Annotated in this window: 13 protein-coding genes; 10 read left to right on the forward strand and 3 right to left on the reverse strand. The window is 67.8% G+C overall.

All coding sequences use genetic code 11. From position 1 onward, the window contains the following. Positions 1 to 28 precede the first annotated feature (28 nt). Positions 29 to 1,756, forward strand: coding sequence for an L-arabinonate dehydratase (gene araD, locus ACSVDO_RS23865; protein ID WP_489596772.1), 1,728 nt, complete (start codon positions 29 to 31; stop codon positions 1,754 to 1,756). Positions 1,757 to 1,931: 175 nt separating this feature from the next. After that, on the forward strand, positions 1,932 to 3,374 hold the full coding sequence (locus ACSVDO_RS23870) for an NAD-dependent succinate-semialdehyde dehydrogenase (protein WP_332547883.1): 1,443 nt from the start codon (positions 1,932 to 1,934) through the stop codon (positions 3,372 to 3,374). A gap of 21 nt (positions 3,375 to 3,395) precedes the next feature. On the opposite strand, the gene ACSVDO_RS23875 is transcribed toward ACSVDO_RS23870, so the two are convergent. After that, positions 3,396 to 4,277 (reverse strand): LysR substrate-binding domain-containing protein, encoded by an 882-nt coding sequence (locus ACSVDO_RS23875; RefSeq protein ID WP_489596773.1) that lies wholly within the window; start codon positions 4,275 to 4,277, stop codon positions 3,396 to 3,398. 131 nt (positions 4,278 to 4,408) lie between these two features. Here ACSVDO_RS23875 and phnD point away from each other — a divergent pair, with 131 nt between their 5' ends. The 5 genes from phnD (at position 4,409) to phnX (ending at position 9,067) form a co-directional block, all read left to right on the forward strand. Continuing rightward, positions 4,409 to 5,284, forward strand: coding sequence for a phosphonate ABC transporter substrate-binding protein (gene phnD, locus ACSVDO_RS23880; protein WP_489596774.1), 876 nt, complete (start codon positions 4,409 to 4,411; stop codon positions 5,282 to 5,284). Beyond that, a complete protein-coding gene (gene phnC / locus ACSVDO_RS23885; RefSeq protein ID WP_489596775.1) occupies positions 5,281 to 6,072 on the forward strand; it encodes a phosphonate ABC transporter ATP-binding protein in 792 nt (263 codons plus the stop codon). The genes phnD and phnC overlap by 4 nt, the downstream gene beginning before the upstream one ends. Further along, a complete protein-coding gene (gene phnE, locus ACSVDO_RS23890) occupies positions 6,069 to 6,896 on the forward strand; it encodes a phosphonate ABC transporter, permease protein PhnE (RefSeq protein WP_489596776.1) in 828 nt (275 codons plus the stop codon). The genes phnC and phnE overlap by 4 nt, the downstream gene beginning before the upstream one ends. Before the next feature lie 118 nt (positions 6,897 to 7,014). Beyond that, on the forward strand, positions 7,015 to 8,103 hold the full coding sequence (gene psrA, locus ACSVDO_RS23895) for an iron-containing alcohol dehydrogenase PsrA (protein WP_489596777.1): 1,089 nt from the start codon (positions 7,015 to 7,017) through the stop codon (positions 8,101 to 8,103). Positions 8,104 to 8,176: 73 nt separating this feature from the next. Beyond that, positions 8,177 to 9,067, forward strand: coding sequence for a phosphonoacetaldehyde hydrolase (gene phnX / locus ACSVDO_RS23900; protein WP_489596778.1), 891 nt, complete (start codon positions 8,177 to 8,179; stop codon positions 9,065 to 9,067). Positions 9,068 to 9,135: 68 nt separating this feature from the next. On the opposite strand, the gene ACSVDO_RS23905 is transcribed toward phnX, so the two are convergent. Next, complete coding sequence (locus tag ACSVDO_RS23905) at positions 9,136 to 10,032, reverse strand: LysR substrate-binding domain-containing protein (protein WP_489596779.1); 897 nt, start codon at positions 10,030 to 10,032, stop codon at positions 9,136 to 9,138. 100 nt (positions 10,033 to 10,132) lie between these two features. Here ACSVDO_RS23905 and ACSVDO_RS23910 point away from each other — a divergent pair, with 100 nt between their 5' ends. The 3 genes from ACSVDO_RS23910 (at position 10,133) to ACSVDO_RS23920 (ending at position 12,651) form a co-directional block, all read left to right on the forward strand. Then, positions 10,133 to 11,335 (forward strand): MFS transporter, encoded by a 1,203-nt coding sequence (locus ACSVDO_RS23910; protein ID WP_489596780.1) that lies wholly within the window; start codon positions 10,133 to 10,135, stop codon positions 11,333 to 11,335. A 34-nt stretch (positions 11,336 to 11,369) separates the two neighbouring features. Beyond that, positions 11,370 to 12,185 (forward strand): 2,5-didehydrogluconate reductase DkgB, encoded by an 816-nt coding sequence (gene dkgB, locus ACSVDO_RS23915; RefSeq protein WP_489596781.1) that lies wholly within the window; start codon positions 11,370 to 11,372, stop codon positions 12,183 to 12,185. Between the two features lie 97 nt (positions 12,186 to 12,282). Continuing rightward, the gene (locus tag ACSVDO_RS23920; RefSeq protein ID WP_489596782.1) at positions 12,283 to 12,651 is read left to right on the forward strand and encodes a helix-turn-helix domain-containing protein; all 369 of its coding nucleotides are present in this window, start codon (positions 12,283 to 12,285) and stop codon (positions 12,649 to 12,651) included. Positions 12,652 to 12,682: 31 nt separating this feature from the next. Here the strand turns inward: ACSVDO_RS23920 and ACSVDO_RS23925 are convergent, their stop codons facing one another. Further along, complete coding sequence (locus ACSVDO_RS23925) at positions 12,683 to 12,997, reverse strand: DUF5710 domain-containing protein (RefSeq protein ID WP_489596783.1); 315 nt, start codon at positions 12,995 to 12,997, stop codon at positions 12,683 to 12,685. Between the last annotated feature and the right edge of the window lie 57 nt (positions 12,998 to 13,054).

The raw sequence follows: 13,054 nt of genomic DNA on the forward strand, positions 1-13,054 counted from the left end.
CGGGCCGCCAACCGCAAGACAGACTTTCATGAAACGATCCCCCGAGTCCCTGCGCAGCGCACGCTGGTTTGCCCCCGATGACTTCCGCTCCTTCGGCCACCGCTCGCGCGTGCTGCAGATGGGCTATGGCTATGAGGACTGGATGGGCAAGCCCATCATCGCCATCATCAACACCTGGAGCGACGCCAACCAGTGCCATGCGCACTTCAAGCAACGCGTCGACGACGTCAAGCGCGGCATCCTGCAGGCCGGCGGCTTTCCGCTGGAGCTGCCCGCGATCTCCCTGTCCGAAAGCATGGTCAAGCCCACGACCATGATGTACCGCAACTTCCTCGCCATGGAGACCGAGGAGCTGCTGCGCAGCCACCCGGTCGACGGCGCGGTGCTGATGGGCGGCTGCGACAAGACCACGCCGGGCCTGACCATGGGCGCGCTGAGCATGGGCCTGCCGTTCATCTACCTGCCCGCCGGACCCATGCTGCGCGGCAACTGGAAAGGCAAGGTGCTGGGCTCGGGCTCGGACGCCTTCAAGTACTGGGACGAGCGCCGCGCGGGCCGGCTGTCGGACCAGGCCTGGAACGAGATGGAAGCCGGCATCGCGCGCAGCCACGGCACCTGCATGACCATGGGCACGGCGGCGACCATGACCGGCATTGCCGAAGCCGTGGGCCTGGCGCTGCCGGGCGCGTCGTCGATTCCCGCGGCCGACGCCAACCATATCCGCATGAGCGCGGCGACCGGCAGGCGCATTGTCGACATGGTCTGGGAAGACCTCACGCCGGCGAAGATGCTCACGCGCGCCAACTTCGAGAACGGCATTGCCTGCGCCATGGCCATGGGCTGCAGCACCAACGCCATCATCCATCTGATTGCCATGTCGCGGCGCGCGGGCCATGCGGTGAGCCTGGACGACTTCGACGCCTTCAGCCGCCGCGTGCCGGTGCTGGCCAATATCCGGCCCAGCGGCGATGCCTACCTGATGGAGGATTTCTTCTACGCGGGCGGGCTGCGCGCGCTGCTCGAACGCATACGCGGCCACCTCAAGACCGAGGCACTGACGGTCAACGGCCGCACGCTGGGCGAGAACATCGCCGGTGCCGAGGTCTACCACGATGACGTGATACGGCCGCTGGACAAGCCCATCTACGCCGAAGGCGCGCTGGCCGTGCTGCGCGGCAACCTCGCGCCCGGCGGCGTGGTGATCAAGCCCAGCGCCTGCGCCCCGCACCTGCTGCAGCACACGGGGCGCGCGCTGGTGTTCGACGACTACCCCAGTCTCAAGAAGGCCGTGGACGACCCCGATCTCGACGTGACGGGCGACGACATCCTGGTGCTGCGCAACGCCGGCCCGCGCGGCGCGGGCATGCCCGAGTGGGGCATGCTGCCGATTCCGACCAAGCTGCTCAGGCAGGGCGTGAAGGACATGCTGCGCCTGTCGGATGCGCGCATGAGCGGCACCAGCTACGGCGGCTGCCTGCTGCATTGCTCGCCCGAATCGGCGGTCGGCGGGCCGCTGGCGCTGGTGCGCAGCGGCGACCGCATCAGCGTCGATGTGCCCGCGCGCAGCATCCACCTCGACGTGAGCGACGAGGAACTCGCGCAGCGCCGGGCCGCCTGGACTGCGCCGCCGGCGCGCCACGAGCGCGGCTATGGCTGGCTGTTCGGCCAGCATATCCTGCAAGCCAACGAGGGCTGCGACTTCGACTTTCTCGAAACCAGCTTCGGCAAGGCCGTGCCCGAACCCGACATATTCTGAAGCGCGGCGCGCGCGCATGACTGCCTCGGCGACAGGGTGTCATGGCGCAAGCCCTGGCGGCAGCCGATTTCATGTCACCATGTGCGGTGCCGCCCGCAGTGCGCGCCCTGCGCCCGCAGCGTTTAGCCCCGTGACCGGTCTCCGGTCTTCAGAAATGATGGAAAGAAGATCCTTTATGAGCGTTTCCTACCCCAATGTCCAGCTGCTGATCGCCAACAACTGGGTCGATGCCGACAGCGGCAAAAGCATAGACGTGCGCAACCCGGCCACGGGCCAGGTCATAGGCACCGTGGCCCACGCGGGCATTTCCGACCTGGACCGCGCGCTGGCCGCGGCCCAGAAGGGCTTTGAAGTCTGGCGCGATACCTCGGTCTACGAACGCGCGGCCGTCATGCGCCGCGCCGCTGCGCTGCTGCGCGAACGCGTGGAAGAGATCGCCAGCGTGCTGACCCAGGAAAACGGCAAGCCGCTGGCCGAGGCCCGCGTTGAAATCAATGCCGGCGCCGACATCATCGAATGGTTTGCCGACGAAGGCCGGCGCGTCTACGGCCGCATCGTTCCGGGCCGCAACGTTGCCGCCCAGCAGATGGTGATCAAGGAGCCCGTGGGCCCGGTCGCGGCCTTCACGCCCTGGAACTTCCCGGTCAACCAGATCGTGCGCAAGATAGGCGCGGCGCTGGCCACGGGCTGCTCGTTCCTGTGCAAGGCGCCCGAGGAAACCCCGGCATCGCCGGCCGCGCTGCTGCGCTGCTTTGTCGACGCCGGCATTCCTGCGGGTGTCGTCGGCCTGGTGTTCGGCGACCCGGCTGAAATCTCCAGCTATGTGATTGCCCACCCCGTGATCCGCAAGGTGACGTTCACGGGCTCGACCGCCGTGGGCAAGCAGCTGGCCGCGCTGGCCGGCCAGCACATGAAGCGCGCGACCATGGAGCTGGGCGGCCACGCCCCGGTGATCATTGCCGAGGACGCCGATGTGGCGCTGGCCGTCAAGGCCGCGGGCGCGGCCAAGTTCCGCAACGCCGGCCAGGTCTGCATCTCGCCCACGCGCTTTCTGGTGCACAGCAGCCTGGTCGGCGAGTTCAACCAGGCTTTCGTGCAGTACGCGCAAGGCCTCAAGCTGGGCGACGGCCTGGCCGAAGGCACGAGCCTGGGCCCGCTGGCCAACCCGCGCCGCGTGACGGCGATGCAGCAGGTCGTGGCCGATGCGCGCCAGCGCGGCGCCGAGATCCTCACGGGCGGTGAACGCGTGGGCGACAAGGGCAACTTCTTTGCGCCTACGCTGATCGCCAACCTGGAAACCGACTCCGACCTGTTCAACCAGGAGCCGTTCGGCCCCATCGCCGGCATCCGCGCCTTCGACCGCCTGGAGGACGCGATCAGCGAAGCCAACCGCCTGCCTTACGGCCTGGCCGCCTATGCGTTCACGCGCTCGTTCAAGAACGTGCAGCTGCTGTCCAGCCGCGTCGAGACCGGCATGCTGTGGATCAACCAGCCGGCAACGCCTTCGGCCGAGCTGCCTTTCGGCGGCATCAAGGATTCGGGCTATGGCACCGAAGGCGGCCCCGAGGCGCTCGAGGCCTATCTCAACACCAAGGCCGTCTCGGTCGTCGGCATCTAAACGCCGCCGCCGCCGCGCCTTTCAGGCCGGCGGCTCGGACTGCGGCGTGATGCGCTGCGCCTGCAGGAACGACTGGATCAGCAGGCTGCGGCGGCGCTCGCGCGCATAGTAGAGATAGGTGCTGGTGGTGGCCGGGTCGCCGTCAATGCGAATGGCCACGAAGCGCGGATCGGCAATGAACTCCGCTTCCGACACCGCACCCACGCCCAGTCCGCGCGCGACGGCCTCGCGCAAGGCTTCGCGGCTGCCGACTTCCAGCGCGCAGCGCGTGCGCACGCCCGCTTCCCGCAACGCCGCATCCATGGTGGCCTGGGTCGTGGAGCCGGCTTCGCGGCGCAGCAATTCCATTCCCTCTAGCCGCTCCAGGGTCACGCTGGCGTGGCGCGCCAGCGGGTGTTCGCGGTGGGCAAACAAGATGATGGGATGGCGCGCATATAGCATGCTTTCGAGCGCCGGGTTGTCGTGGCTGCCCGCGAGCACGCCGATGTCGGTGGTGTATTGCTCCAGATCGGCCAGCACCTGCCTGGAGTTGCCCATGCGTATCGACACCTCGATTCCCGGACGGCGCAGCCGGTGGGCGGCGACCATTTCAATCACATGGAAGGGCCCGACCGCGCCCAGGTGCAGCTGGCCCTGGTTGAGCTGGCCCGAATCGCGCAGGAAGAAATCGGCTTCGGCCTCCAGCGCCAGGATCTTCTGCGCGATAGGCAGCAACTGCGCGCCCGCGCTCGACAGGCTCATGCGGTAGCCGCGGCGGTGAAACAGCTCCACCGGGCTGTGTTGTTCCAACGCGCTGATCTGCGCGGAAATCGTCGGCTGGCTCAGCTGGAGCGCGCGCGCGGCGGCGCTGAGGCTGCCGTGGTGGGCAACGGCCACGAAGGCGCGGTAGCGGGCGGTCGACATCTATAGGCTCCATCTATAAAAACACAGTGGAACCAGTCTAAAAATTTCACATGAAAGAAATATGTCGTTCCTACCATCAAGTGGTCAGACAGCCAGTCTCCCACCACCCGATGCCCACCAGGAACGCCCCCATGAACACCACCCGCAGAAACTGCCTCCAGCTTGCCGGCGCCGCCGCGCTGGCCTTTGCCACGGTGAGCACTGCCTTTGCGCAGACACCCGAATTGCGCGTCGGCCTGATTCCTTCCGAGGATGCCCAGGCCATGATCCGTGCCAGCCAGCAGGTCATGGACCAGCTGGCCGAGAAGACCGGCATGAAAGTGCGGCCCTTTGTCGCCAACGACTACAACGGCGTGATCGAGGCGCTGCGCTCGGGCAAGCTCGACATCGCCTACCTCGGCCCGTTCTCCTATGTGCTGGCCAGCAGCATTGCCAACGCCGAGGCGTTTGCCGTCGCCGTGACCAAGAAGACCGGCAAGAGCGCCTATCACAGCGTGGTCATCACGCGCAAGGATTCGGGCCTGGACAGCGTCGCCAGGCTGCAGCGCAAGACCTTTGCCTTTGTCGACCCGACCTCGACCTCGGGCCACCTGTTTCCCAAGGCCGGCCTGCTGGCCGACGGCTTCGATCCCGACAAGCATTTCTCGCGCGTGATCTTCTCGGGCTCGCATGACGCCAACATCATGGCCGTGGCCAACGGCAAGGTCGACGGCGCGGCCGTCGCCGACCGGATCTTCGAGTCGGCCGTCGCCAAGGGCGTGGTCAAGGCCGAGGACTTCCAGGTGATCTGGCGCTCGCAGCCCATTCCCGAGTCGCCCATGGTCTGGCGCAAGAGCCTGGACGCCGCGACCAAGCAGAAGGTCGCGGCCGCGCTCGCCGAGATCAAGGACCTGCCCTGGGGTGACCAGGGCGTGCTCAGCGGCTTCGCGCCGACCACCGACAAGGCCTACGACGTGGTGCGCCAGACCGCCAAGGCCCTGAGCCTGGACCTGGGGAAAATGAAATGATCCACATCCGCGAACTGCGCAAATGCTACGGCAGCAACCAGGTGCTGCATGGCATAGACCTCGATGTACAGCCCGGTGAATTCGTGGTGATGTTGGGATTGTCGGGTGCCGGCAAGTCGACGCTGCTGCGCTGCCTCAACGGCCTGGCCAGTGCCGACAGCGGCACGCTGCAGGTCGGCGGCATTGACCTGATGGCGCGCCACTCGCGCCGTGCACTGGCGCGCGAAGCCGCGATGGTGTTCCAGCACCACAATCTGGTGCCGCGGCTGTCGGTGCTCAAGAACGTGCTCACGGGCCGGCTGGGCGCGCTGGCCACGCTGCCTTCGCTGCTGCAGCTGTTTCGCCAGAGCGACATCGATCTGGCGCACGAATGCCTGGAGCGCGTAGGCCTGTCGCACAAGGCGCATGAGCGCACCGAGGACCTGTCGGGCGGGCAGATGCAGCGCGTGGGCATTGCGCGTGCGCTGGCCCAGCAGCCGCGCGTCATCCTGGCCGACGAGCCCGTGGCCAGCCTGGACCCCAAGACCGCGCGCACGGTGCTGCAGTATCTGCGCGATGCGACGCGCGGCCTGGGCATTGCCGTGGTCTGCAATCTGCACCAGGTGGACTATGCGCGCGAGTTCGGCGACCGCATTGTCGGCCTGGCCCAGGGCCGCATGGTCTATGACGGCAATGCCCAGGGGCTCGATGACGCCGCGCTGCACGCCATCTACCACGCGCCGCCCGCCGCCGTGGCGCCGCCCGCGCCCAGCCAATGGCAGGCCATTCCCGCCGGAGGTCTGCTGTGAGCCATACCGTGCACAGGAATTCCTACCGCTGGACCGCGCCCAGACCCGAGGGCACGCTGGGCTGGCTGGGCTATGCCGCGCTGGCCCTGGCCCTGGGCTGGACGCTGCAGTGGAGCGCCAGCGGCGCGCAGATGAGCTGGGGCGAGCTCGCCAACGGCATGCCGCAGATCGGCGACTTCCTGTCGCGCTCGGTGCCGCCCGATCTGAGCATACTGCCGCGGCTGTGGGCGCCGGCGCTCGAGACGATACAGATCGCGATCTGGGGCACGCTGCTGAGCATCGTGCTGGCGCTGCCGCTGTCATTCATCGCGGCCAGCAATCTGCACGGCTGGCACGGCCTGCGCCGCGCCACGCGCCAGTTCCTCAACGTGGTGCGCAGCATCAACGAGCTCATCCTGGCGCTGGTGTTTGTCTCGGCCGTGGGCCTGGGGCCGTTTCCCGGCGTGCTGGCACTGGCGCTGCACGGCATGGGCATGCTGGGCAAGTTCTTTGCCGAAAGCATAGAGGAAATCGACAGCGGGCCGCTGGAGGCGCTGCGCAGCGCCGGCGCCAGCCAGCTGCAGATCATCGTGTTTGGCGTCGTGCCCCAGGCGATCACGGCCTGGATTGCAGTGGTGCTCTACCGCTTTGAAGTCAACCTGCGCTCGGCCACGGTGCTGGGCATGGTGGGCGCGGGCGGCCTGGGCTTCGAGCTGGTCGGCAGCCTCAAGCTGTTTCGCTACCAGGAAACCGCGACCTGCATCATCGTCATCACCGTGATGGTGATTGCCGCCGACCTGGTCTCCAACCTGCTGCGCCAGCGCGTGCAGGGCAGCCGGCGCTGAACGCCGGCGCCGGCGGCGCCCCTTCCCATGATTGCCCGTCCCGCAGCGCCCCGCGCCGGCGCGGCCGGGCCCTGGGCGCGCGCATTTCACCTTCTCACTCTTTTTCAGGCAAATCACCGTGTGGACCTATCACAACCCCGTCAATATCCAGGCCGCGCCGGGCGCGCTGGCCCGGCTTGCCGGCCTGCTGGCCGGCCGCGACTGCATTCTCGTGACCTTTCCCCAAGCCCATGGTCTGGGCCTGGTCGAGCGCATGCAGGCGCTGCTGGGCGCGCAGCTGCGCGGCGTGATCAGCGACATCCTGCCCAACCCCGATGTGCAATGGCTGGCACCGCTTTATGAGCAGGTGCAGCGCGACCATGCCGATGTGCCCTGCGTGGTCGCGCTGGGCGGCGGCAGCGTGATCGACAGCGCCAAGGCGCTGCTGTGCGCCACGCCCTCGGGCCGCTTTGCCGAACTGCTGGCGGTGCTGGAGCAGGGCGGCGAACTGCCGGCCGGCGCGCACAAGGCGCTGATCGCGATTCCGACAACGGCCGGCACGGGCAGCGAAGTCACGCCCTGGGCCACGCTGTGGGACCAGGCGGGCGGGCGCAAGCATTCGCTGCACCAGCGCTGGACCTGGCCCGAAGCCGCGCTGATCGACGCCGATCTGATGCGCAGCCTGCCCGCGGGCGCGACGCTGGCCAGCGGCCTGGATGCGCTGTCGCATGCGCTCGAGTCCTTGTGGAACGTCAACCGCAACCCGGTCTCCAGCCAGTTGGCCGTGGGCGCGGCGCGGCGCATCCTGCGCACGCTGCCGGCGCTGATGCAGGATCTGGGCCATGCCGGCCTGCGCGCCGAGATGGCCGAGGCGGCGCTGCTTGCCGGTCTCGCGTTCTCCAACACCAAGACCGCGCTCGCGCATTCGCTGTCCTATGACATCACGCTGCGCTACGGCCAGGTGCATGGCATTGCCTGCTCGTTCAGCCTGCCGCTGGTGCTGGAGATGGCGCTGGGCGCGGACGCGCAATGCGACGCCGCGCTGCTGTCGGTGTTTGACGCGGCCAGCGGCGAAGTGGCCGTGGCCAGCCTGCGCGACTTCCTGCAGGGCCTGGGCGTGTCGACCGATCCTGCCCAGTTCGGCCTGAGCGCTGGCGACTGGGAGCGCATGGTGCGGTCCGCGGCCTGTGGCCCGCGCGGGCGCAATTTCATTCGCGCCCTGGCCTGAGCCATGTCGCTGGCCACCTGCTGTCAGTTGCCGCTGTGCTGTCTTTCCCTGTCCTCTTCTTGCGCCATTTCCCATGACTCTTGCTCTCGCTCCCCATCCCGCTGCCGCCACCTCCTGCGCCTCGCCTGCGTTCTTGCCCGAAGGCGGCTGCGCCGACTTGGCGCCCTTGCAGGCCGTGATCTTTGACTGGGCCGGCACGCTGGTCGACTTCGGCTCGCTGGCGCCTACCCAGATCTTTGTCGAAGCCTTTGCCACCTTCGGCATCACCATCACGCTGGCCCAGGCGCGCGGCCCCATGGGCCTGTCCAAGTGGCAGCATATCCACCAGTTGCTGCAGGAACCCGCGATCCATGCGCAATGGGTCGGCGTGTTCGGCCAGGCGCCGCAGGACGCCGATGTCGATGCGGTCTACGCGCGCTTCATGCCGCTGCAGATCGCCAAGGTGGGCGAGTTCTCGGCGCCCATCGACGGCGCGGCCGAGGTGCTGCGCTGGCTGCGCGACCAGGGCCTGCGCACCGGTTCCTGCTCGGGCTATCCGCGTGTGGTGCTTGACAAGCTGCTGCCCCAGGCGGCCGCGGCCGGCGTCGCGCCCGAACATGTGGTGGCCGGCGACGAGCTGGCCGCGGGCGCACGCCCCGGCCCGTTCATGGCGCTGGCCAACGTGCTGGCGCTGGGCGTGAGCGACGTGCGCGCCTGCGTCAAGGTCGATGACACCGTTCCCGGCATAGAGGAGGGGCGCAACGCCGGCATGTGGAGCGTGGGCCTGAGCCTGTCGGGCAACGAAGTCGGCTATTCGCTGGAGGAATATGCGCGCGCCCCGGCCGGGGAAGCGGCGGCGCGCATTGCGGCGGCCGACGCCAAACTGCGTTTGGCCGGAGCGCATTACGTGGTGCACAGCGTGCGCGACCTGCCCGAAGTGCTGCTGGCCATCGCGGCGCGCATGCGGGCGGGGGAGAGGGCTTAAGCAAGGGGGCTGAGGGCTGGCCGTTCACCCTTCGACAAGCTCAGGGCGAACGGAAAACACTCGGCCCCTCAGCCTTGATTCCCGCGCAATTCCCTGCCCAGATAGTCCACAAACACGCGGATGCGTGCCGCCAGCTCCGTGTTGCGGTAATAGACCGCGTTCACGGGCTGCAGCTGCTCGACGGTATGGGGAATGAGCAACTGCACCAGGTCGCCGCGCGCGCGGTCGGCCCGGGTCATGAAGTCGGCCAGGCAGGCAATGCCGTGGCCGGCAAGCGCCAGTTGGCGCACGGTCTCGCCGCTGGAGGCGCGCAGCACGGGCGTGATTTCGTAGTCTTCGCCGCCCGCATGGCGCAGCGGCCAGCGGTTGAGGCTTTCGGGCTGGGTGAAGCCTATCAGGCCGTGCTGGCGCAGATCTTCCACCGTGCGCGGCTTGCCATGGGCCTTGACGTAGGCTGGTGAGGCCAGCACGCGCAGCGCAAAGCGCGCCAGCGGCGTGGCATGCAGCGTCGAGTCGCGCAGCGCGCCTATGCGTATGCCCACGTCGGTGCGCTGCTCTATCAGGTCGATCAGGTCGTCGTTGCTGTTGAGCTCGAGCTCGATGTCGGGATACTGGGCGCGAAAGCCCGCGAGCAGCGGCACGACCGCATGCAGCATGAAGGGCGAAGCCGCATTCACGCGTAGCCGGCCCACGGGATGTTCGCGCCGCGCGGCCATCTCGTCCTCGGCCGACTCGACGGCATCGAGCACCGCGCGCGCGCGCAGCAGGAACAGGCTGCCTTCCTCGGTCAGCGCCAGGCGGCGCGTGGTGCGGCGCAGCAGCGTGGTGCCCAGCTTTTCCTCGAGCCGGCGCAGCGTGCGGCTCACGCCCGACACCGTCTGCGCGAGGTGCTCGGCCGCGGCGGTGATCGAGCCGGTATCGATCACGCTTACAAAGGCCTGGAGTTCATCAAGCGTGGTTTTCATGGATTATTGATTCTGAGTCAAGAGTATTGTGCTGATGACCGTCTTTTTCTGCAAGTATCCGCGGCGCATAGTACGGCTATTCCACTTCCATGCCCCTGCCATGCCACTTGCTCTTCTTGCGCTGACGATCAGCGCCTTTGCCATTGGGACGACCGAGTTCGTCATCGTCGGCCTGCTGCCCACGCTGGCCGCCGACCTGGCCATCAGCCTGCCGTCGGCGGGTCTGCTGGTGAGCCTTTATGCGCTGGGCGTGGCCATAGGCGCGCCGGTGCTCACCGCCCTGACGGGCAAGCTGCCGCGCAAGCTGCTGCTGCTGGGCCTGATGGCGCTGTTCACCGCCGGCAATCTGCTGGCCTGGCAGGCGCCCAGCTATGAAGCCCTGGTCGCGGCGCGCGTGCTCACCGGCCTGGCCCATGGCGTGTTCTTCTCGATAGGCTCGACCATTGCGACCAGCCTGGTGCCGCGCGAAAAGGCTGCCAGCGCAATTGCCATCATGTTCACCGGCCTCACGGTGGCGCTGGTGACCGGCGTGCCGCTGGGCACGTTCATAGGCCAGCACTTCGGCTGGCGCGAGACCTTTCTCGCGGTGTCGCTGCTCGGCGCGCTGGCCTTTGTCGGCAGCTGGGTGTTTGTTCCCGCCAAGCTGCGCCACACGCTGCCGGCGTCGCTGGCCCAGCAGGCCGGGGTGTTGACCCAGCCGCGGCTGCTGCTGGTCTATGCGACCACGGCCATTGGCTACGGCGGCACCTTCATTCCGTTCACTTTCCTTGCCGCCATCCTGACCGAGATCTCGGGCTTCAGCGCCGCCGCCGTGGGCTGGGTGCTGCTGGTCTACGGCGTGTCGGTGGCGGCCGGCAACCTCTGGGGCGGGCGCCTGGCCGACCGCAAGGGCGCGATTGCCGCGCTGAAGATCATCTTTGCGGCGCTGGCCGGCGTGCTGCTGCTGCTCAACTTCACCGCGCCCCATGCCTGGCTGGCGCTGGCCACGGTGCTGCTGTGGGGCGCGGTGGCGTTCGGCAATGTTCCCGGACTGCAGGTCTATGTGGTCAAGCAGGCCGAGCGCTTCGCGCCCCAGGCCGTCGACGTGGCTTCGGGCCTGAACATCGCGGCTTTCAATCTGGGCATTGCAGGCGCGGCCTGGGCCGGCGGGCTGATCGTGAGCCACTGGGGCCTGAAGCACACGCCCTGGATAGGCGCGGCAGTGGTGCTAGTGTCGCTGGCCCTGACCCATTGGAGCGGGGCGCTCGATCGCCGCGACAGCGCGGCCGCGCGCCGCCAGGGCCTGGCGTCGGCCGCCCATTGATTTCCTTTTCTCTCATTTTTTCAACGGAACATCCATGACGACTTCCTTTCATATCCCCGACCTGGGCCTGGGCACCTTCCGCCTGACGGGCAACGCCGTGATCGACTCGGTGCGCAATGCGCTCGAGGTCGGCTACCGCGCGATCGATACCGCGCAGATCTACGGCAACGAGGCCGAGATCGGCCAGGCGATTGCCGACAGCGGCGTGGCGCGCGACCAGCTGTTCCTGACGACCAAGATCTGGACCGAGAACCTGGGCGGCGCGCAACTGCTGCCCAGCCTGCGCGAAAGCCTGGCCAAGCTGCGCACCGAACATGTCGAGCTGACGCTGATCCACTGGCCTTCGCCCGCGTCCGCCGTGCCCCTGACCGAGACGCTGGATGCGCTGATGCAGGCCAGGGAGCTGGGCCTGACCCGGGCCATAGGCATCTCCAACTTCCCGGTCGCGCTGCAGCAGCAGGCGATCGACGCCATAGGCGCGCACAACATCGCCACCAACCAGATCGAGCTGCACCCGCGGCTGCAGAACCCGGCCGTCGTCGCGCATGCGAAGCAGCACGGCATACGCATCACCTCGTACATGACGCTGGCCTACGGCCAGGCGCTCAAGGAGCCGCTGATCCAGGCGATTGCCGCGGCGCATGGTGCGACGCCCGCCCAGGTCACGCTGGCCTGGGCGCTGGCGCGCGGCTTCGCGGTGATTCCTTCGTCCACGCAGCGCGTCAACCTGGCAAGCAACCTGCAGGCCTTGGCACTGCGCCTGAGTGACGCAGAGCTCGCGCAGATCGACGCCATGGACCGCAGCGAGCGCCTGGTCAACCCCGAAGGCCTGGCGCCGCGCTGGGACTGAGGGCGGGCGCCGCAGCCGGCGGCGCGGGCATTAAGATGCAGTCAAGGCCCGCGCCGCCAACTTTAGCGGCTAAAAATCCTGGCCGCGTCCGCCCGCCATGTACCAAGAAATCTTTCTGCGCAATGTGCTCAGACTGCTCTATGAGAAGCAGATGACCCGCCAGGCCCTGGCGCACAAGGCCGGCATGTCCCTGTCCTTCCTGTCGGATCTGACCCATGGCAAGGCCAATCCTTCGCTCAAGATCATGGCGGCGCTTGCCGACGCGCTCGAGGTGCCCTTGCCGCAACTGCTGGAAGTCGCGCAGCCGGCGCTCCATGAGGAAGAAGTCGAATACAAGACGGGCAAGCCTTTGCCCGCAGGCCTGACGCGTGTGGCCGCGGTGCTGACCGACTACCAGGCATTCAATGTGCGGCAATGGGACGCGGCCAACCGCAGGCAGCTCGCCAAGGAGAGGAAGCCGCGCTGAAGCCTGGAGCTGGGGTGCTGCGCGCGCTCGCTCAGTCTTCCCAGGGAAGCTTGTCCGAATTGTCGGGCGCCACCTGCGCCGGACCCGTGACAATCGCTGTCGCCGCGCTGGCCGAGCGCGCCGCCTGCGGTCTGGGTGCGGCCGGCGCGCCGGCCTTTTTCAACGCTTCCACGGCCTGCGCGCCCTGCGCCTTGAGTTCCTGCGGCCACCACGCCTGGAACGGCTGTATATCGACGCCCAGCGGTACATACCAGCTGCGCTGCTGTGGATCCCAGCGAGCGCCCAAGCCTTTGGCCTGGTCCTTGGCCGCGAAGGGAACGTTGAGTAGGAGTTGGGCTTGCTTCATGGTCCAATCTTAAGCGCAGCACAAGGCCAATTCGGCAAGGTATCCTGCGGGCATGTG

Source organism: Comamonas sp. DB36 (genome assembly GCF_057914905.1).

What these genes read in the sequence shown, in the direction of transcription:
- ACSVDO_RS23905 (WP_489596779.1), bottom strand. Translation starts at nt 10,032, where the DNA reads ATGAAAACCACGCTTGATGAACTCCAGGCCTTTGTAAGCGTGATCGAT.
- ACSVDO_RS23910 (WP_489596780.1), top strand. Translation starts at nt 10,133, where the DNA reads ATGCCACTTGCTCTTCTTGCGCTGACGATCAGCGCCTTTGCCATTGGG.
- phnD (WP_489596774.1), top strand. Translation starts at nt 4,409, where the DNA reads ATGAACACCACCCGCAGAAACTGCCTCCAGCTTGCCGGCGCCGCCGCG.
- phnC (WP_489596775.1), top strand. Translation starts at nt 5,281, where the DNA reads ATGATCCACATCCGCGAACTGCGCAAATGCTACGGCAGCAACCAGGTG.
- ACSVDO_RS23870 (WP_332547883.1), top strand. Translation starts at nt 1,932, where the DNA reads ATGAGCGTTTCCTACCCCAATGTCCAGCTGCTGATCGCCAACAACTGG.
- ACSVDO_RS23925 (WP_489596783.1), bottom strand. Translation starts at nt 12,997, where the DNA reads ATGAAGCAAGCCCAACTCCTACTCAACGTTCCCTTCGCGGCCAAGGAC.
- phnX (WP_489596778.1), top strand. Translation starts at nt 8,177, where the DNA reads ATGACTCTTGCTCTCGCTCCCCATCCCGCTGCCGCCACCTCCTGCGCC.
- ACSVDO_RS23875 (WP_489596773.1), bottom strand. Translation starts at nt 4,277, where the DNA reads ATGTCGACCGCCCGCTACCGCGCCTTCGTGGCCGTTGCCCACCACGGC.
- ACSVDO_RS23920 (WP_489596782.1), top strand. Translation starts at nt 12,283, where the DNA reads ATGTACCAAGAAATCTTTCTGCGCAATGTGCTCAGACTGCTCTATGAG.
- dkgB (WP_489596781.1), top strand. Translation starts at nt 11,370, where the DNA reads ATGACGACTTCCTTTCATATCCCCGACCTGGGCCTGGGCACCTTCCGC.
- araD (WP_489596772.1), top strand. Translation starts at nt 29, where the DNA reads ATGAAACGATCCCCCGAGTCCCTGCGCAGCGCACGCTGGTTTGCCCCC.